General features: G+C 68.0%; 14 protein-coding genes, 3 rRNA genes and 1 pseudogene. 10 read left to right on the forward strand and 8 right to left on the reverse strand.

The features are described 5' to 3' along the window. Window positions 1-99 precede the first annotated feature (99 nt). On the forward strand, window positions 100-3591 hold the full coding sequence (locus OG780_RS22325) for a BTAD domain-containing putative transcriptional regulator (protein WP_328450816.1): 3492 nt from the start codon (window positions 100-102) through the stop codon (window positions 3589-3591). Between the two features lie 14 nt (window positions 3592-3605). Here the strand turns inward: OG780_RS22325 and OG780_RS22330 are convergent, their stop codons facing one another. Together OG780_RS22330 and OG780_RS22335 are read right to left on the reverse strand one after the other, a co-directional pair. Beyond that, window positions 3606-5699 carry a sigma-70 family RNA polymerase sigma factor gene (locus tag OG780_RS22330; RefSeq protein ID WP_328450818.1) on the reverse strand — a complete coding sequence of 698 codons (2094 nt, stop codon included), beginning with the start codon at window positions 5697-5699 and terminating at the stop codon, window positions 3606-3608. A 421-nt stretch (window positions 5700-6120) separates the two neighbouring features. After that, on the reverse strand, window positions 6121-6900 hold the full coding sequence (locus tag OG780_RS22335) for a TetR/AcrR family transcriptional regulator (protein ID WP_328450820.1): 780 nt from the start codon (window positions 6898-6900) through the stop codon (window positions 6121-6123). A 377-nt stretch (window positions 6901-7277) separates the two neighbouring features. On the opposite strand from OG780_RS22335, the gene OG780_RS22340 reads away from it, so the two are divergent. The 3 genes from OG780_RS22340 (at window position 7278) to OG780_RS22350 (ending at window position 11396) form a co-directional block, all read left to right on the forward strand. Further along, on the forward strand, window positions 7278-8639 hold the full coding sequence (locus tag OG780_RS22340) for an NAD(P)/FAD-dependent oxidoreductase (protein ID WP_328450822.1): 1362 nt from the start codon (window positions 7278-7280) through the stop codon (window positions 8637-8639). A 130-nt stretch (window positions 8640-8769) separates the two neighbouring features. Beyond that, window positions 8770-10449, forward strand: a complete 1680-nt coding sequence (locus OG780_RS22345) for an ATP-binding SpoIIE family protein phosphatase (protein ID WP_328450824.1) — start codon at window positions 8770-8772, stop codon at window positions 10447-10449. 131 nt (window positions 10450-10580) lie between these two features. Then, window positions 10581-11396 (forward strand): class I SAM-dependent methyltransferase, encoded by an 816-nt coding sequence (locus OG780_RS22350; RefSeq protein WP_328450826.1) that lies wholly within the window; start codon window positions 10581-10583, stop codon window positions 11394-11396. A gap of 89 nt (window positions 11397-11485) precedes the next feature. Here the strand turns inward: OG780_RS22350 and OG780_RS22355 are convergent, their stop codons facing one another. Continuing rightward, window positions 11486-12760, reverse strand: coding sequence for an MFS transporter (locus tag OG780_RS22355; protein ID WP_328450828.1), 1275 nt, complete (start codon window positions 12758-12760; stop codon window positions 11486-11488). A 181-nt stretch (window positions 12761-12941) separates the two neighbouring features. On the opposite strand from OG780_RS22355, the gene OG780_RS22360 reads away from it, so the two are divergent. The 4 genes from OG780_RS22360 (at window position 12942) to rrf (ending at window position 19247) form a co-directional block, all read left to right on the forward strand. Beyond that, a complete protein-coding gene (locus tag OG780_RS22360; RefSeq protein ID WP_326786919.1) occupies window positions 12942-13490 on the forward strand; it encodes a MarR family winged helix-turn-helix transcriptional regulator in 549 nt (182 codons plus the stop codon). Window positions 13491-14081: 591 nt separating this feature from the next. Continuing rightward, window positions 14082-15607 (forward strand): 16S ribosomal RNA (locus tag OG780_RS22365). Between the two features lie 313 nt (window positions 15608-15920). Then, a 23S ribosomal RNA gene (locus tag OG780_RS22370) occupies window positions 15921-19041 on the forward strand. 89 nt (window positions 19042-19130) lie between these two features. Next, window positions 19131-19247: ribosomal RNA gene (rrf, locus tag OG780_RS22375) — 5S ribosomal RNA — on the forward strand. Together the 16S, 23S and 5S rRNA genes form the textbook arrangement of a ribosomal RNA operon. Before the next feature lie 306 nt (window positions 19248-19553). On the opposite strand, the gene OG780_RS22380 is transcribed toward rrf, so the two are convergent. After that, on the reverse strand, window positions 19554-19949 hold the full coding sequence (locus OG780_RS22380; RefSeq protein ID WP_328450830.1) for a contact-dependent growth inhibition system immunity protein: 396 nt from the start codon (window positions 19947-19949) through the stop codon (window positions 19554-19556). A 181-nt stretch (window positions 19950-20130) separates the two neighbouring features. On the opposite strand from OG780_RS22380, the gene OG780_RS22385 reads away from it, so the two are divergent. Both OG780_RS22385 and OG780_RS22390 read left to right on the forward strand, forming a co-directional pair. Beyond that, window positions 20131-20484, forward strand: a complete 354-nt coding sequence (locus OG780_RS22385) for a hypothetical protein (RefSeq protein ID WP_328450832.1) — start codon at window positions 20131-20133, stop codon at window positions 20482-20484. 333 nt (window positions 20485-20817) lie between these two features. Further along, window positions 20818-21684: an AraC family transcriptional regulator gene (locus OG780_RS22390; protein WP_328450834.1), complete on the forward strand. Its 867-nt coding sequence runs from the start codon at window positions 20818-20820 to the stop codon at window positions 21682-21684. 167 nt (window positions 21685-21851) lie between these two features. Here OG780_RS22390 and OG780_RS22395 read toward each other — a convergent pair whose 3' ends face one another. The 4 genes and pseudogenes from OG780_RS22395 to OG780_RS22415 form a co-directional block, all read right to left on the reverse strand. Beyond that, window positions 21852-22238, reverse strand: coding sequence for a hypothetical protein (locus OG780_RS22395; protein WP_328450836.1), 387 nt, complete (start codon window positions 22236-22238; stop codon window positions 21852-21854). Window positions 22239-22323: 85 nt separating this feature from the next. Next, window positions 22324-22827 (reverse strand): IS5 family transposase, encoded by a 504-nt coding sequence (locus tag OG780_RS22400; RefSeq protein ID WP_328450838.1) that lies wholly within the window; start codon window positions 22825-22827, stop codon window positions 22324-22326. A 148-nt stretch (window positions 22828-22975) separates the two neighbouring features. Next, window positions 22976-23308 (reverse strand): hypothetical protein, encoded by a 333-nt coding sequence (locus OG780_RS22410; protein WP_328450840.1) that lies wholly within the window; start codon window positions 23306-23308, stop codon window positions 22976-22978. A 485-nt stretch (window positions 23309-23793) separates the two neighbouring features. After that, a pseudogene (locus OG780_RS22415) lies at window positions 23794-23909 on the reverse strand (IS5/IS1182 family transposase); the annotation flags it as partial. Between the last annotated feature and the right edge of the window lie 219 nt (window positions 23910-24128).

A 24128-nucleotide genomic window follows, 5' to 3' on the forward strand; every position in this document is an offset into this window, starting at 1 on the left:
GGTTTTGGTGGGGCGGGGACGCAGGGAAGAAGGGGGCTTCGGCGGCTCGGGCGGGGTGACACGGTGACCCCGGGCAGGCGGGGCGGTGAGAATGGGGGCGTGCGGTACGGGATTCTGGGGGTTGCCCAGGCGGAGGACGACCGGGGGACGCTCGTCGCGGTGGGCGGCCCCCGGGTACGCGCGCTGCTCACAGCCCTGGCCTGCCACCCCGCCCGGACGCTCTCCCCGGACACCCTCATCGACGAGGTATGGGCGGACGACCCGCCCCAGGACGCCCCCGCAGCCCTGCAGGCACTGGTGGGCCGCCTCCGCCGTGCCATCGGAAAGGACGCGGTCACCTCCGAGACCGGCGGCTACCGCCTCCGCGCCGCCCGCGACGACGTGGACCTGTTCGTGTTCGAGCGGCTCGTCACGGAGGGCAGGTCCGCGCTCGACACGGGCGACGCCCGTACCGCCGCCGCCCGACTGGGCGAAGCCCTCGCCTTGTGGCGCGGCCCCGCCCTCGCGGACCTCCCCGACCGCACCGCGGCGACCCGCCCGGAGGCCCTGCGCCTGGAGGCGACGCGCAGCCGCGTCGAGGCGGACCTGCGGCTCGGCCGCGCCGCCGACGTCGTACCGGAGCTGAAGGGGCTGACGACGGCCCACCCGTACGACGAGGCGCTGCACGTCCTGCTCATCCGCGCCCTGCGCGAGACCGGCCGGGGTGCCGACGCGCTGGCCGCCTACGAGGACGTGCGCCGAGCGCTGATGGACGGTCTGGGCGCCGACCCCGGGCCGGAGCTCCGGGACCTGCACGCCGCACTGCTCGACCCGCCGGACGCCCGCGGAGCGCGGGAACCCGGACCAGCCATGGACGGTGCCGCACCGGACGCCGGACCGCGTTCCACGGACCCCTCCCGTGCCCAGCGGACCGGGAACATCCGTCCTCGCCTGAACTCGTTCGTCGGGCGGGAAAGCGAGGTCGGGGCCATCCGTTCGGATGTGCGGAGGGCACGACTGGTCACGCTGACCGGACCGGGCGGTTCGGGCAAGACCCGCCTCGCCGAGGAAGCCGCCGCCGGGCTCTCGCAGGCGTGGCTGGCCGAACTGGCCCCGCTCGACCGGCCCGAGGCGGTCCCGGGCGCCGTGGTCAGCGCCCTCGGCCTGCGCGAAACAGCGCTGATCACCAACGAGATGGCGGTCGCGCAGGACGACCCGGTCGCCCTGCTCGTCGAGTACTGCGCCCCGCGCAGCCAGCTCCTGATCCTCGACAACTGCGAGCACGTGATCGACGCGGCGGCCGAACTCGCCGAGACGCTGCTGACCCGCTGCCCAGGGCTCACGATCCTCGCCACCAGCCGCGAACCCCTGGGAATCCCCGGCGAGTTGGTGCGCCCGGTCGAGCCGCTCCCGCCCGATCCCGCGCGCCGCCTGTTCATGGAGCGGGCCTCCGTGGTGCGCTCCGAAGCCGCCACCGCCCTCCACGACTCCGCCGCCGTGGACGAGATCTGCCGACGGCTCGACGGCCTGCCCCTGGCCATCGAACTGGCCGCGGCCCGCCTGCGGCTGCTCACCCCGCGGCAGATCGCCGACCGGCTCGACGACCGCTTCCGGCTGCTCACCTCCGGCAGCCGTACGGTGCTGCCCCGCCAGCAGACCCTGCGCGCCGTCGTCGACTGGTCCTGGGATCTGCTCGACGAACGGGAGCGGACCGTGCTGCGGGAGGCCTCCGTGTTCGCGGGCGGCTGGGACCTGGCCGCCGCGGAGGCCGTCTGCACCGGCCCCGCCGCCGACCTCATCGGGGCGCTCGTCGACAAGTCCCTCCTCGTCGCCACCCCGGACCCCGCGGGCGCCGACGGCCATCCGTACGGACCCGGTGACCACGGCGGGCAGGGCGACGGGCGCCCGGACGCCGGGGGCGATGGCGGCGATACGGGCGGCGGGATGCGCTACCGCATGCTGGAGACCATCCACGAGTACGCCACCGAGCGCGCCGCCGAGGTTCCGGAACTGCGTGCCACCGCCGAGCGGCGCCACCGTGCGTGGGTGCGCGCCCTGGCCGCGGAGGCCGAGCCCCAGCTGCGCTCGGCCGGCCAACTCCCCTGGATCCGGCGTCTGGAGACCGAGCTCGACAACATCCGGGCCGCTCTCCGGCGCGCGCTCGCCGCCCACGACGAGGAAGAGGCGGGCGCTCTCGTCCTCGACATGGGCTGGTTCTGGTGGCTGCGCAACTTCCGGTACGAGGGCATCACGTGGACGGAACTCGTCCTGAAGTTGGGCGCGTTGCTCGACACGCCGGCCGGTGACCGTCCGGTGGCGGACGGCGGTGCCGTGTCCGCTGCCGGTGACGGCCTCCTCTCCGAGCTCGACGGCGTCGATCCGGTGGACGCCTTCCTCGACCATCCCGAGCGTGACTGGCGGCACCCGCTGCACGCCATGCGGATGAGGGTGCGCATGCTCCACCTGTTCATGAAGGTGGACGTCGTTCCGCTGGACGACTGGGGCGACAAGCGGCTGCGGGAGTACGTGGGGCGGGTGCGGGGCGCCTTCGAGCGAGGTGGTCCGGACGCGGCGCGCATGCCGGGGATCGTCTGGCCGATGGCCGCGCACTTCCTGGGCGATCCGGACGACGTGGGGCCCGCGATGAACTCGGCGGTCGCCAACTGCCGTGAGTTCGGCGGTGAATGGGAGATCGGTGTCGCCCTGATGTTCCGTACGCACATGGTCGTCGACGCCCCGGGCGGCATGCCGGGAGTGGACGAGGACCTGGCGGAACTGCGCGGACTCAGCCGACGGGTCGGGGACCGCTGGATGCGCGCCCAGGTGTGCAGCGCGGCCGGTGAGGCGGCCATGGCGCGCAGCCGGTTCGACGAGGCGAAGGGCGAGTACGCGGAGGCGCTGCGGCTCGCCTACGAGGTGGGGGCGTACGCGGAGGTGCCGTTCCTCATGGCGCGGCTGGCCGAGATCGCCCACCGCGCCGGCGAGCGTTCGCTGGCCCTGGCGACGCTGGACGAGGCGAGCGTCGCCGCCGACCGGTACGGGGTGACGGACTCCCGGGCGTTCGTCCATCTGCTGCGCGCCCAGGTGGTCCTGGACGACGGGGAGGTCGCCCTCGCACGCGAACTGTGCGAGAAGTCGCGCGAGGAGAGCCTCCGGGGCACCCCGCCGCCCCAGTTCTCGGCGGGTCTGAACTGGGTGGACGCCCTGGTCACGGCCGCCGAGTCCGGTCCCGTGCCGGGACTGCGGAAGCTGAGCGCCGCGCTGCGGCAAGCGATGGACGCGCGGTGCGCCGACGTGGTGGCCTCGGGTTTCGTCGAGAGCGCCGCGCGTCTGCTCACCGAGCTGGGGGCCCACCCGGTGGCGGCGCGACTGCTGGCCGCGGGCACCGGCTGGCGCGGCGGGGATCTGCGGCCCACCCGTGAGAGCGCCGACGCGCGGCGCACCGCAGCCGCGGCTCTCGCGGCACTCGGCCCGGAGCGCTACGAGTCCGAGCGCGTCCGAGGCTCCGGCTACACCCAGGAAGAGGCCCTCGGCGACCTGGCCGAAGTGCTCGAGGCGTACCCCGAGGCGTATCCCGGGGTGCATCCAGGGGAGGCGTACTCGGCGGACTAGGTCGGACTAGGTGTTCACCGGCACAGGAACTTCGAGTCCGCCCAGTCGCCCAGTGACGTCGAGTCGAACGGGCCCCGGGGTTCGACGACGAGCCGGACCGTCCGGTGGCCGGTGAGGTTCACATGGACGGGGACCGCCGGGTCGCCGCCCTCGATCAGCGGTGACCGCCACAACCGTGACCCGTCCGCGTAGACGGAGAAGCGCAGACTGCCCAGGCCCAGCATCAGATCGTCCACACCGGCCATGGCGTCGTACGAGCCGCAGTCGCGGTTCAGGTCGATGGTGACCGAGGAGCGGCCGTGGACGGTCACACCATGCGCGTACCGGGTGTTCGCGATGCTCATCGAGTGGCGCTGCCACACCCAGTCGCTCGCACCGATCCGCATCTCCGGCCCGGTGTGGTCGCCGATGACGTCGTAGTCCAGGTCGCTCCACCGGTAGATGGCGGAGGCGGGAGGGGGAGGCGTCGGCGTGGGCTCCGGCGTGGGCTCCGGGGCGGGTTCCGGCGGGGGTGGCGTCGGCGGCGGTGCCGGAGTGGGGGCCGGGGCCGGCGAGGGGGGCGGACTCGGGGTCGCCTTCGGCGCCGGCTTCTGGGCGGGCTTCGGCTCCGCCGAGGGGGGCGGGGCGGGGGCCGGCCCGCGTACCACCGGCGCCGGCTTCGGCGTGGGGGACTTCCTGGGCGGTGCCGGCGGCTGCACCGGCGCTTCGACGGCGGGAGAGGCGGCCGGTTCCGCCTCGGGCCGCCGGGCGTGGCTGTCGTTGCCGACCAGGGACAGTGCCACCGCCGCAGCGGCCACCGCGACGACACCCGCCGCGATACCGGCCTTGACCGGCGCTCCCAGGCCCTCGGAGACCGCGGCACCGCCCCCGGCGCCTCCCGAGCCGCCGCCCGCCACGGCTGCCGCGCCCGCGGCTCCGGCCGCACCCGCTCCGGCGCCACCGGCGATGAGCGCGACGGCCTTCGCGTACCCGGCGGCACCGAACCAGCCGATGACCGCGACCGGCACGACCGCGGGGATCCCGCCGGCCACTTCCTTGATCTGGCCCGCGGCCAGCCGGCACCTGGCGCACTCCTCCAGGTGCTTGCGCAGACCCCGTTCGGCACGGGTGCGCAGGCCGCCGCGGGCGTAGGCGCCGAGCCGGTCGGCGTAGCGCGCGCACTCCTCGTCCATGGTGAGCGTGGTGCTCACGTGTGCCTGGAGGTAGGCCTGCCGGAGTCCCTCGCGGGCGCGACTGGCGAGCACACGGGTGCCGTTCGCGTCGAGACCGAAGAGCGTGGCGACCTCGCTCGGGGACTCGTCCTCGACCTCGGTGTGCCACAGCACGGCCTGCCAGCGTTCCGGCAGCGAGCGGAAGGCCCGCATGGCCATGGACTGTTCGGCCTCGTGCATCGCGCGTACGTCCGCGCCGAGGTCGAGCGTGTCGTCGTCGGAGACCTCGGATCCGCGGGCGACCTGTGCGGCGAACACGGCGAAATCGTCGACCAGTTGCTCCCGTCTGGCCGTCTTCGTCCAGTTCGCGGCGACCCGGCGGACGGTGGTGAGGAGATACGCGCGCACGGCGTGCTCGGGGCCGCTGCCGCCGCGTACGGCCTGGAGCATGCGGGCGAACACCTCGGCCGTGAGGTCGTCGGCGGTGTGGGAGTCGCGACAGCAGGTGCGGGCGTAGCGACGGACGGCTTCGGCGTGCCGGCGGTACAGCTCCTCGTACGCCGTGTCGTCGCCCGCGCGCATCCGCTCGATCAGACCCGCGTCGGGGGGCGGTGCGTCCACCGGGGTCCCGGGCTCGCGCAGGGGCGGCAGAACGCCGTCGTCGCGCGCGTCCCAGCGGTCGCGCTGCGCAGGCATGCCGCGGTCGGCCGTTTCGGCGTCCGTGCCGGCATGGTGCCGGTCGTCGCCGTCCCGGCTTCGGGTGTCCGAGTCGTCGTCCTGGCTTCCGCGGTCCGAGTTGCCGCTGTCCCGGCTTCCGCGGTCCCGGTTCTCGCCGTGCGGGTTCCCGCCGTGCGGGCCGCCCTGGCTCGGTACCCGCCGTGACGGTGAGCCGCCGGTTTCCGTGCCGCCGTCGGCGCCACCGTCACCGGGTGACTCGTCCCGCCCGTCAACGCTCATCGCGGAAAGCCCCCGCCTGCACACTCTCGGACCCGAATACCGGGCCAGAGTGCCACAGGCTCCCCGAGCGGAACGTGCTCGTACAGCCCAACCACTCGTCCGAGGGGTTTTGTCGCTCTGGAGTACTAACTGTCACCCGTTCGGGGAATGTTCAACAGTCGTCGTACGCGCGGAAGCAGTCGTTCCGTACCGGGAGCGCGGCCGGGTAGCGCGATGCTCCCGGGGCGAGTGACGTCACTCGCCCCGGGAGCATCGGGGTGTCCAGGCGCGACCGTGTGTTCGGCGGCGGCCGCGTACGACGGCGCCCGCGCACGCGGGGTGCCTTCGTGCCCCGCGGTGTCCACAGCCCCGCGGTGTCCACGTGCTTCGGTACGCCTCCGCGTCCGGAACCCGCCCACACCGCGGGGGCCTTCGGTCCGGCTCACGCGGGACGCGAGCGCAGGCCCTCCAGCAGGATGTCCAGGAGCCGGGCCGAGGCCGCCGCCTGCTGGGCCGCGTCCGGCAGCGAGGGTGCCGCCGTCGCGATGACCAGCAGGACGTCCGCCACGGTGACGTCGGCGCGCAACTCGCCCGCCGCGCGCGCCCGGTCGACGAGCCGCCCGACCACCTCAAGGAGCGCCGCCGCCCCGGCGTCGTCCACCGCGGCGATCACCTGCTCGTCCTCGGGGGCGGTCCGCTGCTCGACGAGCCGCAACTCGGGCGCGGGCTGGGACCGCTGCTGCGGCACCCGTGCCTCGTCGTGCTCTGGACCGTCCTCGGCCACGCCGACCCGCAGCACCTGCGGCGGCAGTAGCCGTCCGGCGCCCGAGGCCACCGAGGTCCGCAGGAAGCGCGAGAGCGCCGACCACGGCTCGTCCTCCTGGCCGAGCGCGGAACGGGCCTGGTCCGTCAGCCGGGAGGTCTCCTCCTCGGCTATCCGGCGCACGAGCACGTCCTTGCTCGGGAAGCGCCGGTACACCGTGCCGACACCGACCCTCGCCCGTCGGGCGACGTCCTCCATCGGCGCGCCGTACCCCAGCTCGCCGAAGACCTCGCGCGCCGCCCGCAGTACATGTTCCAGATTGCGCTGTGCGTCCACACGCAGCGGCGTCGTGCGCGGTCCGTCCGTCGGACCGCGGCCGTTGCCGCTCGTCGCCGCGCCCATCGCACCACCAGGTGCGATGGCTGACGCGGAAGACCAATGAGAGTCCTGAATATGCATAAGCGTTCCCCCGGTAATGACGTCTCCCCCCGGAGACTCTCCCCGCCATCGACAGACCGGAGCGTGTGGAACAAGCTGGTGCGCGAGTCCGTCGTGCGGAATCGCCGAGCGCATCCCCCTACACCCCGTCGACACACGAACATAGTTGAGAGGGGGTCAATTCAGAAGGGGCAGGTTCCGCACGGAGCGCCCCCCGATCGGAGTACGGACCCCGTACGTCCCGATTACACCCCGTCCGAATACCCCCCTCACCCACCTTGAGCTGCGGGTTTTCCCTAGACTCCGGCAAATCGGCCAACTCCGCACGTTGTCGGCGACCGGTCACACAAATTGTCGGGGCTGTGGACAAACTCCGAAGAGGGGTGCGTCATGGGACGGTGAAGGAACGTGCGCGCATTCTCATCGTCGGCGGCGGCTACGTCGGGATGTACACCGCCCTGCGCCTCCAGCGGCAGCTCAAGCCCGAACTGAAGCGGGGCGAGGTCGAGATCACGGTCGTGTCGCCTGACCCGTACATGACCTATCAGCCATTCCTTCCCGAAGCCGCCGCGGGTTCCATCTCGCCGCGTCACGTGGTCGTTCCGCTGCGCCGGGTCCTTCACCGGTGCCGGATCGTCATCGGTGAGGTCCGGTCGATCGACCACGCCAAACGCACCGCCACGCTCACCACGCTCGCCACCGAGGAGGAGGGCGCGGGCGCCGAGCAGATCACGTACGACGAACTCGTGCTCGCCCCGGGCTCGGTCTCGCGCACCCTGCCGATCCCCGGACTCGCCGACTACGCCATCGGCTTCAAGACGGTCGAAGAGGCCATCGGCCTGCGCAACCACGTCATCGAGCAGATGGACATCGCCTCCTCCACCCGCGACCCCGCGATCCGTGACGCGGCCCTGACCTTCGTCTTCGTAGGGGGCGGTTACGCCGGCGTCGAGGCGCTCGGCGAACTGGAGGACATGGCCCGCTATACCGCGCGGTACTACCACAACCTCAAGCCCGAGGACATGAAGTGGATCCTCGTCGAGGCCTCCGACCGCATCCTGCCCGAGGTCGGCGAGGAGATGGGCAGGTACACGGTCAGCCAGCTGCGACGGCGCAACATCGAGGTACGCCTGGAGACCCGCCTCAACAGCTGCGCGGACCGGGTCGCCGTCCTCAGTGACGGCGCGCGCTTCCCGACGCGCACCGTCGTGTGGACGGCCGGCGTGAAACCGCACCCCGTCCTCGCCGCGACCGACCTCCCCCTGAACGAGCGCGGCCGGCTCAAGTGCACCCCCCAGCTCACCGTCGACGGCGCCTCGCACGCCTGGGCCGCCGGAGACGCCGCCGCCGTCCCCGACGTGACCGCCGAGCCCGGCAAGGAGACCGCGCCCAACGCCCAGCACGCCGTGCGCCAGGCGAAGGTCCTCGGCGACAACCTCGCGCACACCCTGCGCGGCGAACCCCTGGAGACGTACTCCCACAAGTACGTCGGCTCGGTCGCGTCCCTCGGACTGCACAAGGGAGTCGCGTACGTCTACGGGCGCAAGCTGAGGGGCTATCCTGCCTGGTTCATGCACCGCGTCTACCACCTCAGCAGGGTGCCGACCTTCAACCGCAAGGCCCGTGTACTCGCCGAATGGACCCTGGCGGGTCTCTTCAAGCGGGAGATCGTGTCCCTCGGTTCACTCGAACACCCCCGTGCGGAGTTCGAACTGGCGGCCGGGGGAAAGCCTCCGACCGACCCGAAGGGGTCGTCCTGACCGGACCGAGGAACTCCACCGGCGGGGACGGCGTCTGACGGATGGAGACCCGGTCGGTCAGACTGCCAGACAGGTCCACGACTTTGGGCGGGTGAACCGCTCGCCCTTCTAACACGAGGCTTTCCCCACTGTGAACTTCACGCGCTGGAGCGCCCGGCTCCCCGGAACGCAGCGCCGCGCCGCAGCGCGGACCGAGCACACGGCCGCGCACACGACCGCGCATACGGCAGCCCCGGACCGGCGCGGGGAAGGCTCCGTGCCGGCGGCCCGCGTCGAACAGCTCACCGACGACGCCCTTCCAGGCCTCGCCGTCGACGAACTCCCGGTGCGCGCGGTCCTCGACCGCGTCCCCGCCCTCGTCGCCCTCGTGCACGGCCCCGAACACCGCGTCTCGTACGTCAACGACGCCTACACGGCGGCCTTCGGCGCCCGCCCCGCCGGCGCACCCGCGCGCGAGGCCCTGCCCGAACTGGACGAACTCGGCCTGCTGCCGCTCCTGGACCAGGTCCTGCGCAGCGCCAAACCCCGCACGGTCAAGTCCCGCAAGGTGTCGACCGGCCGCTCCTACACGTTCACCTGCACCCCCGTCGACACCTCCCCGGAGGCCGACGGCCGCGGCGTCCTCGTCTTCGCCACCGACGTCACCGATCACGCCGAGGCGGCCGAGCGGCTGCGCGCCAGCGAACGCCGTCAGCGCGAGACCGCCGTCACCCTCCAGCGTTCCCTGCTCCCGCAGGAACTGGAGGAGCCCGACGACCTGCGCATCGCCGCCACCTACCTGCCCGGCGGCACGGAGGCAGCGGTCGGCGGGGACTGGTACGACGTGATCACCCTCGGCGGCGGGCGCACCGCGCTCGTCATCGGCGACGTCATGGGCCGCGGTGTCCGCGCGGCCGCCGTCATGGGCCAGCTCCGTACGGCCGTGCGCGCGTACGCCCGTCTCGACCTGCCGCCGCACGAGGTCCTGCAACTCCTCGACGGCCTCGCCACCGAGATCGACGCCAACCAGATCGCCACCTGCGTGTACGCCATCCACGACCCGAACGAGGGCCGCCTGGTGTACGCCTCCGCCGGCCACCTGCCGATCCTGGTCCGTGACGAGAACGGCACCATCCACCGCGCCGACGAGCCGACCGGACCCCCGCTCGGCACCGGCGGCTGGCTGCACGCCTCAGGCTCGGTGCCCCTGGGCCCCGGCTCCACCGCCGTCCTGTACACGGACGGCCTGGTCGAGCGCCGCGACGAGGACCTCGACGAGGGCATCGCCTCCCTGGAGCGCGCCCTCGCGGGCGCCACGGGCACCCCCCAGGTGGTCTGCGACCGCCTGGTCCGCGCGGCCGGCGTCACCGCCGACCACGACGACGACGTCGCCGTCCTGGTCGTCCAGCACCCTTCCCGCACGGGCCCCGACGGCGAGCTCTTCCGCAACGCCGCCCTGGAACTGCTCGGCGGCATGGAAGCGGCCCCACGCGCGCGCGCCTTCGCCTCCGGCGTGCTGGCCAGCTGGCGCTTCCCCGGCGATCTGCACGACCTCGGCGTCCTGGCCGCCAGCGAACTCGTCGCCAACTCGCTCCAGCACGGCACCCCGCCGATGCGGCTGCGCCTGCGCCGTACCGACCGCCGCCTGATCATCGAGGTCACCGACGGAGACGACCACCTCCCGCGCCGCCGCCGCGCGGAGCCCGGCGACGAAGCGGGCCGCGGCATCGCGATCGTGGCCACGATCGCCTCGAACTGGGGGTCCCGCCGCACACCGGGCGGCGGCAAGGCGGTGTGGTGCGAGTTCGCACTCCCGCGCGCCGCAAAGTGAAACCGCGCCCGGGAGCTGAAACCGTCCGCCGGGCCGGCCCCGTGCGTCCTCCCGGACACCCACGGGCGGCCACCCGGACACGTTCCGCGCGTCCCCTGGCCGAGCGGGACGCCCGGTGCTAAGAGCTCCCCATGGCAGATGAATCGGGCTTTCAGCTCAAAGGAAGTGCCCCCGAGCGCTACGAGCGGTACGCGGCGCCGTTCATGGCGCCCTTCGTGGAAGCGATCCTGGACGCGGTCGACCTCTACCCCGGAGCCAAGGTGCTCGACCTGGCCTGCGGCACAGGCTTCGCGGCCCACGCGGCGGCGGCCCGGGTCGGCCCCGCCGGCCGGGTCTCGGGGGCGGACATCAACACGGGCATGATCGGCGTGGCAGCGGAGCACGCGCCCCGCATGTACCCGGACATCGAGTTCACCGTCGCCCCCGCCGAAAGGCTCCCCTATGAGGACGCGGCCTTCGACGCGGTCGTGTGCCAGCAGGGCGTCCAGTTCTTCCCCGACCTGGACGCGGCCTTCGCGGAGACGGCCCGCGTGACGCGCCCCGACGGCCGCTTCGCCGCCACCGCGTGGGCCGCCAGAGACCTCATCCCGTACTTCGTCGCCCAGTACGAGGCGGTCGAGGAACACGGCGGGAAGGAACTCGCGGCGGACTACGAGGGCGCGTTCTCCGGCACCCCCGAACGGCTCTCCGCCGCCCTGCGAGGCGCCGGCTTCCACGACGTCGCCGTCCGCCAGGTCACCTTCGGCATCCCGTTCCCGCCCCTCGACGCGTACGCCCCCGGCCAGCTCTCGTCCACATCCTGGGGACAGGCGATCGTCGACACCGCGGGCGAGGACGCACTCCTGCGCGCGGGGCGGACCGTACACACCCGACTCGCCGGCCACACGGCCCCCGATGGCACCGCCACCCTCCCCTTCACCGCCAACCTGCTGACCGGTATCCGCTGAGACCCGCCCCGCGCACACGAAACGGCCGCCATCACGTCCCTTCGTGATGGCGGCCGTCGTGGTCCGCGTCCGTCCCGCAGCCCCGGCGGTCAGGCGCTTGCGGGCACCGGCTCGGCCGGAGCCCCGCCCTGCGCGACCACCCGGCTCCGCGCGAGCGACGGCTGGTTCTGTACGGGGGTGAGCCGCCGCCCGAGCCGCACGGCCAGGAAGGTGATCCCGAGCGAGAAGAGCAGGAACGTCACGACGTACGGGCCGTGCAGCGAGGCCCCCATCGGGCCGCCCACCGCGGGACCGATCGCCAGCGCGAGCTGCTTCACCAGGGCGAAGGCGGAGTTGTACTGACCCGCCATGCCCGCCGGCGCCAGATCGGCGACCAGCGGAGCGATCGTCGGCGACAGCATCGCCTCACCGAGCCCGAAGAGCGCGTACGTCGAGACGAAGGCCGCCGTCGCCATGGTCCGGCTGCCGTGCCCGAGGCCCGCGTATCCGGCCGCCAGCCAGGCGACGGCCCAGATGAGCCCGACCGCGGCGATCACCCGGGACCGCTTGCGGCGCTCGACGAACTTCAGCACCGCGAACTGCGCGACCACGATCATCGCCGTGTTCGCCGCCATCGCCGTACCGAGCGCGGACGTGGAGATCCCGGCCGCCTCCACGCCGTACGCCGAAAGCCCCGACTCGAACTGTCCGTAGCAGGCGAAGAACAGCACGAAGCCCAGCACGGACAGCTGCACCATGGCCCGGTTGCCGAGCAACTGCTTCCAGCTGCCGCCACTGGCCTGCGGCCTGTCCCCCTTGATGTGCGGCGCGTGCGGCATCCGCACGGTCGCCATCAGCACGACCAGCACCAGGAACATCGCCGCCTCGATCGCGAACAGCAGCGTGAACGAGCTCGCGCGGTCCGGGTCGACGATGTGCCCGCCGATGAGACCGCCGACACCGAGACCCAGGTTCTGCAGGAAGAACTGCGTCGCGAAGGCGCGCGACCGGGTGTCCGCCGTGGAGCAGTCCACGATCATCGTCGCGAGCGACGGCTGCATCACGGCCTGCCCGGCACCGAGCGCCGCGGCCGACAGCACCACGGTCGTCGCGCTGTTCGCCAGTCCGAGGCTCAGCGCACCCAGGGCGGCGGTGACCAGGGCGACGAGGAGCACCGGCAGGGGACCGCGCCGGACGATCGCCCGCCCGGCGAACGGCAGCACGACGAGAGCGGCCACGGCGAAGACGGCGAGCACGACGCTCGCCGTCATGGAGCCGAGTCCCCGCACCTGCGCCACATAGACGTAGAGGAAGGGGACGGTAAAGCCGAGCCCGAACGCGCTGAGCGCGTTGCCCACCTGGATCCGGCGCATTGCTGCGCCCATCGCCCTGGTCACTTTCACCTGCCTTGGTAGTGAAGCCGTACGGGCCCCCTGCGGGCACTGTGCCGATGACACGTTCCCTACGCATGGATGCAAGCCTGAAGACTTCAAAGCTAAAGTTTGAACTTGAACTCTACACGTTGAAGGACTTCGACACCAAGCGGCGTCGTGCGATACTCGGGCCATGGGTGACACCCCCGGCGTCAGCGAGCCGACACTCGAAGAACAGATCGCCGCCTACCAGCGCGAGTTCCAGGACCTCGACCCCCAGGTCGAGAAGATCGTCTCGGCGCTGTCCCGCCTCAACCGGCGGATGAACGTCGCCTACGGCCGCCAGACCGCCGCGCTCGGCATCAGCAACGCCGAGTGGGAGGTCCTGAAGGCACTCGTCCTCGCCGGCGCCCCGTACCGCCTGGGCCCGAGCGAGCTCGCCAAGCGCCTCGGTCTCACCCCGGCCGCCATGACCCACCGCATCGACCGCATGGTCGCGGAGGGGCTGGTCACCCGGGAGCGCGACGAGTCGAACCGTGTGCGGGTCATCGTCGAGCTGACCGACGAGGGCCGTGAGAAGTGGCTGGAGGCCATGCGCCTCGCCACGGTCTTCGAGGAGGACCTGCTCCAGGACCTCTCCACCGAGGACCGGGGTGTCCTGGGCGAGGTCCTGACGCGCCTGCTGCGGCGGGTGGAGGACGCCCAGCCGGACGCGGGCGGCCGGCTCAGCGACCTCGATTAAAAGATCTTGACAGGGGAGGTTGACACCGTCCCGGCGGATCCGTAAAGTTCTCCGAGTTGTCACGGAGCCGGAACGGTTCCGCGACGGCGCCTCCGCCGCTGATGCGGCAATCAAACCACCAGCACGATCTCCCAACCGGGGCGAATTCGGCGTGTCCGAATTCAATTCGATTGGGGCCCGGCGGCCCGATTAGGAACTGCCGGGAAGATCCGCTAAAGTTTGAGACGTCGGAACGGCCCAACGGCCGGGAAGACAAACCCCGCTGACTGGGAATCAGGCCCGAAAGGATCTGATAGAGTCGGAAACGCAAGACCGAAGGGAAGCGCCCGGAGGAAAGCCCGAGAGGGTGAGTACAAAGGAAGCGTCCGTTCCTTGAGAACTCAACAGCGTGCCAAAAATCAACGCCAGATTTGTTGATACCCCGTCTCCGGCCGTTCGGTCGGGACGAGGTTCCTTTGAAAAAGTCCTGCCGGGCATTGTTCCGGCAGGCGCATCAGCGAGGACGCTGTGAACCGGGGGATTATTCCTCCCCTTGGTTCCGCTCTCGTGGTGTCGCCCCGCAGTCTTTAATTAGACGCAGTCGGGAAAACATTCACGGAGAGTTTGATCCTGGCTCAGGACGAACGCTGGCGGCGTGCTTAACACATGCAAGTCGAACGATGAAGCCCTTCGGGGTGGATTAGTGGCGAACGGGTGAGTAACACGTGGGCAATCTGCCCTTCACTCTGGGACAAGCCCTGGAAACGGGGTCTAATACCGGATAATACTCCTGCCTGCATGGGTGGGGGTTAAAAGCTCCGGCGGTGAAGGATGAGCCCGCGGCCTATCAGCTTGTTGGTGAGGTAGTGGCTCACCAAGGCGACGACGGGTAGCCGGCCTGAGAGGGCGACCGGCCACACTGGGACTGAGACACGGCCCAGACTCCTACGGGAGGCAGCAGTGGGGAATATTGCACAATGGGCGAAAGCCTGATGCAGCGACGCCGCGTGAGGGATGACGGCCTTCGGGTTGTAAACCTCTTTCAGCAGGGAAGAAGCGAGAGTGACGGTACCTGCAGAAGAAGCGCCGGCTAACTACGTGCCAGCAGCCGCGGTAATACGTAGGGCGCAAGCGTTGTCCGGAATTATTGGGCGTAAAGAGCTCGTAGGCGGCTTGTCACGTCGGGTGTGAAAGCCCGGGGCTTAACCCCGGGTCTGCATTCGATACGGGCTAGCTAGAGTGTGGTAGGGGAGATCGGAATTCCTGGTGTAGCGGTGAAATGCGCAGATATCAGGAGGAACACCGGTGGCGAAGGCGGATCTCTGGGCCATTACTGACGCTGAGGAGCGAAAGCGTGGGGAGCGAACAGGATTAGATACCCTGGTAGTCCACGCCGTAAACGGTGGGAACTAGGTGTTGGCGACATTCCACGTCGTCGGTGCCGCAGCTAACGCATTAAGTTCCCCGCCTGGGGAGTACGGCCGCAAGGCTAAAACTCAAAGGAATTGACGGGGGCCCGCACAAGCAGCGGAGCATGTGGCTTAATTCGACGCAACGCGAAGAACCTTACCAAGGCTTGACATACACCGGAAAGCATTAGAGATAGTGCCCCCCTTGTGGTCGGTGTACAGGTGGTGCATGGCTGTCGTCAGCTCGTGTCGTGAGATGTTGGGTTAAGTCCCGCAACGAGCGCAACCCTTGTTCTGTGTTGCCAGCATGCCCTTCGGGGTGATGGGGACTCACAGGAGACTGCCGGGGTCAACTCGGAGGAAGGTGGGGACGACGTCAAGTCATCATGCCCCTTATGTCTTGGGCTGCACACGTGCTACAATGGCAGGTACAAAGAGCTGCGAAGCCGTGAGGCGGAGCGAATCTCAAAAAGCCTGTCTCAGTTCGGATTGGGGTCTGCAACTCGACCCCATGAAGTCGGAGTTGCTAGTAATCGCAGATCAGCATTGCTGCGGTGAATACGTTCCCGGGCCTTGTACACACCGCCCGTCACGTCACGAAAGTCGGTAACACCCGAAGCCGGTGGCCCAACCCCTTGTGGGAGGGAGCTGTCGAAGGTGGGACTGGCGATTGGGACGAAGTCGTAACAAGGTAGCCGTACCGGAAGGTGCGGCTGGATCACCTCCTTTCTAAGGAGCATCTAGGCCGCCGGGCTTGCCCGGTGGTCCAGGGCCATTACGTCGGCAGATGTTCGACGGTGGTTGCTCATGGGTGGAACGTTGATTATTCGGCACTCTTGACTGTCTTCTCCTTCCAGTACTGCTCTTCGGGGCGTGGAAAGAATGAGGGAAGCGGTAAGGGTGTCGGGCACGCTGTTGGGTGTCTGAAGGTACGGCCCATGTGGCTGCCTTCAGTGCCGGCCCCGGTGAAGCATCGCGTAAGTGGTGTGTGACGGGTGGTTGGTCGTTGTTTGAGAACTGCACAGTGGACGCGAGCATCTGTGGCCAAGTTTTTAAGGGCGCACGGTGGATGCCTTGGCACCAGGAACCGATGAAGGACGTGGGAGGCCACGATAGTCCCCGGGGAGCCGTCAACCAGGCTTTGATCCGGGGGTTTCCGAATGGGGAAACCCGGCAGTCGTCATGGGCTGTCACCCATACCTGAACACATAGGGTATGTGGAGGGAACGCGGGGAAGTGAAACATCTCAGTACCCGCAGGAAGAGAAAACAACCGTGATTCCGGGAGTAGTGGCGAGCGAAACCGGATGAGGCCAAACCTCAAGCGTGTGAGACCCGGCAGGGGTTGCGCTTGGGGGTTGTGGGATCTCTCTTTCACAGTCTGCCGGCTGTGAGACGAGTCAGAAACCGTTGATGTAGGCGAAGGACATGCGAAAGGTCCGGCGTAGAGGGTAAGACCCCCGTAGTCGAAACATCAACGGCTCGTTTGAGAGACACCCAAGTAGCACGGGGCCCGAGAAATCCCGTGTGAATCTGGCGGGACCACCCGCTAAGCCTAAATATTCCCTGGTGACCGATAGCGGATAGTACCGTGAGGGAATGGTGAAAAGTACCGCGGGAGCGGAGTGAAATAGTACCTGAAACCGTGTGCCTACAAGCCGTGGGAGCGTCGCGCATTGAGTTTACTCAGTGCGTCGTGACTGCGTGCCTTTTGAAGAATGAGCCTGCGAGTTTGCGGTGCGTTGCGAGGTTAACCCGTGTGGGGAAGCCGTAGCGAAAGCGAGTCCGAATAGGGCGATTCAGTAGCGCGCTCAAGACCCGAAGCGGAGTGATCTAGCCATGGGCAGGTTGAAGCGGCTGTAAGAGGTCGTGGAGGACCGAACCCACCAGGGTTGAAAACCTGGGGGATGACCTGTGGTTAGGGGTGAAAGGCCAATCAAACTCCGTGATAGCTGGTTCTCCCCGAAATGCATTTAGGTGCAGCGTCGTGTGTTTCTTGCCGGAGGTAGAGCACTGGATAGGCGATGGGCCCTACCGGGTTACTGACCTTAGCCAAACTCCGAATGCCGGTAAGTGAGAGCGCGGCAGTGAGACTGTGGGGGATAAGCTCCATGGTCGAGAGGGAAACAGCCCAGAGCATCGACTAAGGCCCCTAAGCGTACGCTAAGTGGGAAAGGATGTGGAGTCGCACAGACAACCAGGAGGTTGGCTTAGAAGCAGCCACCCTTGAAAGAGTGCGTAATAGCTCACTGGTCTAGTGATTCCGCGCCGACAATGTAGCGGGGCTCAAGCGTACCGCCGAAGTCGTGTCATTGCAGCAATAGGGCCAACGCCCGCTGTGATGGGTAGGGGAGCGTCGTGTGCCGGGTGAAGCCGCGCCGGAAGGCAGTGGTGGACGGTTCACGAGTGAGAATGCAGGCATGAGTAGCGATACACACGTGAGAAACGTGTGCGCCGATTGACTAAGGGTTCCTGGGTCAAGCTGATCTGCCCAGGGTAAGTCGGGACCTAAGGCGAGGCCGACAGGCGTAGTCGATGGATAACCGGTTGATATTCCGGTACCCGCTGTGAAGCGTCAAACATCGAACCAGGCGATGCTAAGTCCGTGAAGCCGCCCCGGAGCCTTCGGGCAAAGGGGAGTGGTGGAGCCGACGGACCAGACCTGTAGTAGGTGAGTGATGGGGTGACGCAGGAAGGTAGTCCATCCCGGGCGGTGGTTGTCCCGGGGTAAGGGTGTAGGCCGTGTGATAGGCAAATCCGTCACACATTAAGGCTGAGACCTGATGCCGAGCCGATTGTGGTGAAGTGGATGATCCTATGCTGTCGAGAAAAGCCTCTAGCGAGTTTCATGGCGGCCCGTACCCTAAACCGACTCAGGTGGTCAGGTAGAGAATACCGAGGCGTTCGGGTGAACTATGGTTAAGGAACTCGGCAAAATGCCCCCGTAACTTCGGGAGAAGGGGGCCATCACCGGTGATTGGATTTACTCCATGAGCTGGGGGTGGCCGCAGAGACCAGCGAGAAGCGACTGTTTACTAAAAACACAGGTCCGTGCGAAGCCGTAAGGCGATGTATACGGACTGACGCCTGCCCGGTGCTGGAACGTTAAGGGGACCGGTTAGTCACTCTTCGGGGTGGCGAAGCTGAGAACTTAAGCGCCAGTAAACGGCGGTGGTAACTATAACCATCCTAAGGTAGCGAAATTCCTTGTCGGGTAAGTTCCGACCTGCACGAATGGCGTAACGACTTCTCGACTGTCTCAACCATAGGCCCGGTGAAATTGCACTACGAGTAAAGATGCTCGTTTCGCGCAGCAGGACGGAAAGACCCCGGGACCTTTACTACAGTTTGATATTGGTGTTCGGTTCGGCTTGTGTAGGATAGCTGGGAGACTGTGAAGCTTGGACGCCAGTTCAGGTGGAGTCGTCGTTGAAATACCAGTCTGGTCGTGCTGGATGTCTAACCTGGGTCCGTGATCCGGATCAGGGACAGTGTCTGATGGGTAGTTTAACTGGGGCGGTTGCCTCCTAAAGAGTAACGGAGGCGCCCAAAGGTTCCCTCAGCCTGGTTGGCAATCAGGTGTTGAGTGTAAGTGCACAAGGGAGCTTGACTGTGAGACCGACGGGTCGAGCAGGGACGAAAGTCGGGACTAGTGATCCGGCGGTGGCTTGTGGAAGCGCCGTCGCTCAACGGATAAAAGGTACCCCGGGGATAACAGGCTGATCTTCCCCAAGAGTCCATATCGACGGGATGGTTTGGCACCTCGATGTCGGCTCGTCGCATCCTGGGGCTGGAGTCGGTCCCAAGGGTTGGGCTGTTCGCCCATTAAAGCGGTACGCGAGCTGGGTTTAGAACGTCGTGAGACAGTTCGGTCCCTATCCGCTGCGCGCGTAGGAATATTGAGAAGGGCTGTCCCTAGTACGAGAGGACCGGGACGGACGAACCTCTGGTGTGCCAGTTGTCCTGCCAAGGGCATGGCTGGTTGGCTACGTTCGGGAGGGATAACCGCTGAAAGCATCTAAGCGGGAAGCCTGCTTCGAGATGAGTATTCCCACCCCCTTGAGGGGTTAAGGCTCCCAGTAGACGACTGGGTTGATAGGCCAGATCTGGAAGCCCGGCAACGGGTGGAGGTGACTGGTACTAATAGGCCGAGGGCTTGTCCTCAGTTGCTCGCGTCCACTGTGTTGGTTCTGAAACCACGAACAACCCCACGTTTGTCACAGAGCGTGGTCTGGTTGACAGTTTCATAGTGTTTCGGTGGTCATAGCGTGAGGGAAACGCCCGGTTACATTCCGAACCCGGAAGCTAAGCCTCACAGCGCCGATGGTACTGCAGGGGGGACCCTGTGGGAGAGTAGGACGCCGCCGAACAAATTTTGAAGAAAACCCCCGGACCGGGGACACCGGTCCGGGGGTTTTCTGCGTTCAGGACCTATCCGAACAATGGCGGATCGACGCCCGTTTACGACGAGCCGGCCCGTCTACGCGGCACGGACCTTTCGGTTCGTCGTCATGCCGTCCATCGTGCCACGCTCTCGAACGGTGGGAGCTGTGCGAGCCGGTGAATCGGTGGCGTGCGATGCGAGTGCGGTGCACTCGGTGGCGGAGCGGACGTTGCTGCCGGAACAACGGCGCCGGCAGGGTGCGATGTACGACGGATTCAACCGGCAGTACCGACTACCGAGCCAGGAACCTTGCCGTCGCCTGCATCAAGGACGGCGGCAGGTCGGCCAACTCCGAGACGATCGTGGCCAGTTCCCGGGCGAGCTCGGGCCGTTCCTCCCAGACGACTGGACTTCTGGTGAGAACGGCGGACAGCAGATCGCCCTCGTACATGTCACCTTCGGCCATCGGGTCGTCCCGCAGCACCTTCAGGGCGAGCGGCAGAAGATGAGCGAGCCCCACGTCCTGCCCGATCAACAGACGCAAGTCCTCGACGGTCAGTCCGCCGATCGGCCGACGCCGAAGGGCATGCGCCGTCGAAACCAGGCGACTTGAGTCAGCCGGCGGGGCCGGCCAATGGTCGTGCTCAAGATCTTCCAGAGAGCGGTCACGATCCACGAGCCGAGTCATCGGCCGATCGTCCCACGCCGGCAGATCTCAGCCGCGGTCTGGCTGAAGGGTCGTCCCGTAAGTGCTGGGCACTGAGATGGCCAGGGCACGGGAGCTGCGGAGCTGCTGCGGTGGCGGTGCCGGTATCGTCCGGCTCTTCCGACCCGCTGTACCGGTGGCCTACGTCCAGAGAGCGATGCAGATGACTAACCAGCAATCCACGACGACCCTGTGGCGCCCCACCGGCCCCAAGGAGCTGGATCTGGTTCGGGAGCTGAACTGGCGTGCCTGGCCGCCCCGACTGCCTGAGCAGCCGATCTTCTATCCGGTCCTCAACGAGGACTACGCGGTAAGGATCGCGCGGGACTGGAACGTGAAGCACGATGGCGCCGGCTTCGTCACTCGTTTCGAGGTCGAGTCGGAGTTCTTGAGCCGGTACCCCATCCAGCAGGCAGGCGGGCAGACGATCCTCGAGCTCTGGGTTCCGGCCGAGGAACTGGACGACTTCAACGCCCACATTGTCGGCGGGATCCAGGTGGTCCACGAGTTCCACTGAGGCGGGGAGGCCTGCTGCCAGGGGAGCCTACGGTGCGATGATCCCGGCGCCGGAGCCGTCCTGATCCGGTGATAGCGACAGCCCTTGAGGGGCGTACACGCGTCTGGGGCTTGAGCCCTGTACCCGGAGCGGTGGTGCCCGATGCTCGGCCTGGTCGAAGACAGCGGCCAGTTGCTGGCCAAGTTGCACACCTCGGCCATCTGGCGCTGCGTGATCAGGACATGCGGGAGACGCAGGCGACGAGCTGACCCGACCGCACCGGGCACAGGATGTCGGGTCCGGCACAGTGGGACTTCCCTAGCGTGGAGATCAGTAAGGGAAGGACGGCCAGGAGTGCTGGAGCGGCTGAATGAGGCCATGGACTACATCGAGGACCACCTCGATGAGCCCATCGACGCGGCCGAGCTGGCCCGTATCGCCATGACGTCGGAGTACCACTTCCGGCGGATGTTCTCCGCGCTGGCGGGCATCCCGCTCTCCGAGTACATCCGCCGCAGGCGACTGACGCTCTCCGGGGCCGAAGTGCTCGCCGGGGAGCGGACGTTGCTCGATGTCGCGGTGCGGTACGGGTACAGCTCGGGCGAGGCGTTCGCGCGTGCCTTTCGCGCCGTGCACGGGGTCGGTCCCGGCGAGGCGCGGCGGACAGGAGCGGCGCTGCAATCCCAGCCGCGGATGTCCTTCCGGCTGATCGTGGAAGGGAGCACAAGCATGCGGTACCGGGTAGTGGAGAAGGACGGGTTCAGGCTCGTGGGCAGGGGGACACAGGTCCCGCTGGTCTACGAGGGGATGAACCCGGCCATCGTGGAGTTCGTCAAGAGCATCGGCAAGGAGACGCTGGGGCGCTGGGAGGAGTGCACGGACGGGGAGCCCGGCGGTGTCGTGGCCGCTGTCAGCAACCACTCGGCGGACGACGCGGAGGGCACCGAGATCGACTACTTCCAAGGGGTGGTGAGCGACGCGGAGGTGCCCGGTGCTTCGGACAGCCTCGACGTCGAGCCGGGGACGTGGGCGGTGTTCGAGTCCTCGGGCCAGTTCCCGCTGGCGGTGCAGTACCTCTGGCGAGACGTGTACACGCAGTGGTTCCCGTCGAACCCGTACCGGAGCCGGCCGGGTCCGTCGCTCTCGCGCACTCGGGTGTCCGAGGACGGTACGCACGCAGACGCCGAAGTGTGGATTCCGGTGGAGCGGGTCGGCGGCTGAACCCCGACGCCGACTACGGCTTGCAGAGCAGCCCGCCGTATTCGTGCAGCCGCTTGCTCTGCTTAGAGCTCGTAACACGATCTTGCTGGCGTGAAGCGGTTGGTCGGGGGCGCTGCTGAGTGGGTTGGCGCTGCCGGTGCCAAGGCCGTTCACAAGCCATGCCGGAGTCATGCCGGGATGAAGCTCGGCCACCAGGGTGGGATGTTGCCCGGGCAGAACGGGGCGGGGTAGGAGTCCGGCATCCCGATCCATGTGACAAGGAACCAGGTGAACCACAAGGTGAAGATGAGCCCTGCGATCAGGGCTGTCCTGCGATGACGTCTCCCGATGGTGCTGTGCAGGATCACCCACGGAACCGCAGCGGCGATCCATATAAGAGGCGTAAGAAACAGCAAAGTCATGCCGTTGGCTCCTGCGCTGCTGCCGATGTCACAAGCAGCCCATGCCCTCCCGACCGCAGCAATGGTCACCACTGCGGTCAGCCCGCCGAAGAGGACACCAAAGCCGATTCCGCTGAACCAGCGGCTCGGAGGACTCGACGGCGCTGCTCCCACGATCATCTCCCCCGCCTCGCCCTTGGTGCGGAGAGTACCAACGCTCTGAAGCAGCCCGCTGGGGCCTGGCCTGCCCTGACACCGGTCAGTCGTTCTTGGGCCTCCGAAGCCGTCGCCAGCAGATGAGACCGCAGGCCAATGAGACGAAGGCGTCGTGGAGTTCGGTGCGGCGTTCCCAGCGGACGGCGAGGCGCTTGAACTGGTGGAGCAGGGCGAAGGCCTGCTCCACGACGTAGCGGAGTTTGCCCAGGCCCTTGATGTTCGGGACGCCCTTGCGGGAGATGACCGGCAGGATCCGGCGCTTGCGCAGCTCCTCGCGGTGGGGGTTGGAGTCGTAGCCCTTGTCGCCGGGCAGCGAATCGGGGCGGCGGTGTGGCCGGCCGGGACGCCCGGCCACGGGCGGGATGCCGTCGACCAGGGCGAGGGTCTGGGTGACGTCGTTGACGTCGGCAGCGGTGGTGATGGCTTTGAGCGGGGTGCCGCGGCCGTCGCAGATCAGGTGGTGCTTGCTGCCCGTCTTCCGCCGGTCGACCGGTGACGGACCGGTGTCGGCTCCCCCCTTTCGCGCGGATGTGGGAGCCGTCCACACGCGCGGGACCAGTCGAGCTCGCCGGCCGCATTCAGCTCGGCGAGCAGAATGCGGTGCGGCCGGTCGAAGACCCGGCCTGCTGCCACCGCTCCAGACGGCGCCAGCAGGTCTGTCCGGAGCCGAACCCCAGCTGCAGCGGCAGCAGTTGTCAGGCAATGTCGTTGCAGAGGACGTACAGGATGCCCGCCGGATCTGCGTCGAGGATGCTAACGCCGAGCATCGGCAGTGGCGGCCCCTCCAGCGGTACACCGGACGACGCGAGGACCGCGGCGAGATCCACCTGGCCGTCGCCGGCCTGATCTTCGACCGCGCCGCCCGGTGCATCACCCGACACCGGCAGAGCACCGAACTCGTACCCGCCAGCACGACGGCCTGCTGAGCAACCTGCACGGCCGAACCCCAGGCGGGTACACCCGATATCCATCGCGGGCAGCCTGTTGCCGCCAGGCACTGTCCGGCGGATCTTGAGCACATCGGGCACAGACAGCAGCTGAGCCGGAGCCGGACGGAATTTGCCTGACCCCGGCATCGTCAGGCACCACCGGGTCCAGCGACAATGTCGGCGTCTTCGGGCCCGGACGTTACTCGCGTTCCGGTCCTTTCACGGGGCGGAGCGGAGCGGCGCCATGGCATGGGTAGTAGGAGCGGGAGCCTTCTTGGGACTGCTGGCGATCGCATTGGGAATCGTCACGCTTCGGACAGGGTGGATCGTGCCCACGGCGCGCCGCCACGTCACCAGGCCCCGACTTCACGGTCTCGGTGCCTTACTCACGGGCAGCTCCCTCGTTCTGTAGGGCTTCTTCTACTTTCGAGTCCTGCCGAGTGATTCCTGGGAGGCCCGCTTCTTCGGTGGGAACGCGCTCTTCCTTGCTGGGCTGCTCCTGATTGTCCTCAGCCAGCTGCTACCGCTTGGCCGAAGCCGGGATCACACCGATCCCTCAGGCGTCTGAAGCGTGCCGGCGAATCACGGCCGGAACCACTGCCGCGCCGCTTGCGGTTGGCCCGCTGGTTCTTCGGCTCGGGAATGGTGTCTTGATCTGGCGCCTCCGCAGATAGCGCCGGTTGCGGCGTGAGCTGTATGCCTAATAGGCGCTGTGGGTTGGCCGTTGAGCCAGTCCTGGCAGGGGCTGGGTGCGACGTCTGGTCTGTATGCAGCGCCTGGAGCGCTTCGACAAGAGGGACGCAGACCCAGCCTCTGCCGATTCGAATTCGGTCGGCGTACCGTGCCGTGGTTCGAGCCGTTCCCAGGGCCACCTCCCGATCAGCCGGAGCCGTGGAGCTCTCCACAAGAGCGAGGCCCC

This window comes from Streptomyces sp. NBC_00386 (assembly GCF_036063235.1).
Taxonomy (GTDB): Bacteria; Actinomycetota; Actinomycetes; order Streptomycetales; family Streptomycetaceae; genus Streptomyces.

Coding starts and splice junctions, on each gene's coding strand:
- OG780_RS22330 (WP_328450818.1), bottom strand. CDS start 5,699: ATGAGCGTTGACGGGCGGGACGAGTCACCCGGTGACGGTGGCGCCGAC.
- OG780_RS22335 (WP_328450820.1), bottom strand. CDS start 6,900: ATGCATATTCAGGACTCTCATTGGTCTTCCGCGTCAGCCATCGCACCT.
- OG780_RS22350 (WP_328450826.1), top strand. CDS start 10,581: ATGGCAGATGAATCGGGCTTTCAGCTCAAAGGAAGTGCCCCCGAGCGC.
- OG780_RS22355 (WP_328450828.1), bottom strand. CDS start 12,760: ATGGGCGCAGCAATGCGCCGGATCCAGGTGGGCAACGCGCTCAGCGCG.
- OG780_RS22360 (WP_326786919.1), top strand. CDS start 12,942: ATGGGTGACACCCCCGGCGTCAGCGAGCCGACACTCGAAGAACAGATC.
- OG780_RS22380 (WP_328450830.1), bottom strand. CDS start 19,949: ATGACTCGGCTCGTGGATCGTGACCGCTCTCTGGAAGATCTTGAGCAC.
- OG780_RS22385 (WP_328450832.1), top strand. CDS start 20,131: ATGACTAACCAGCAATCCACGACGACCCTGTGGCGCCCCACCGGCCCC.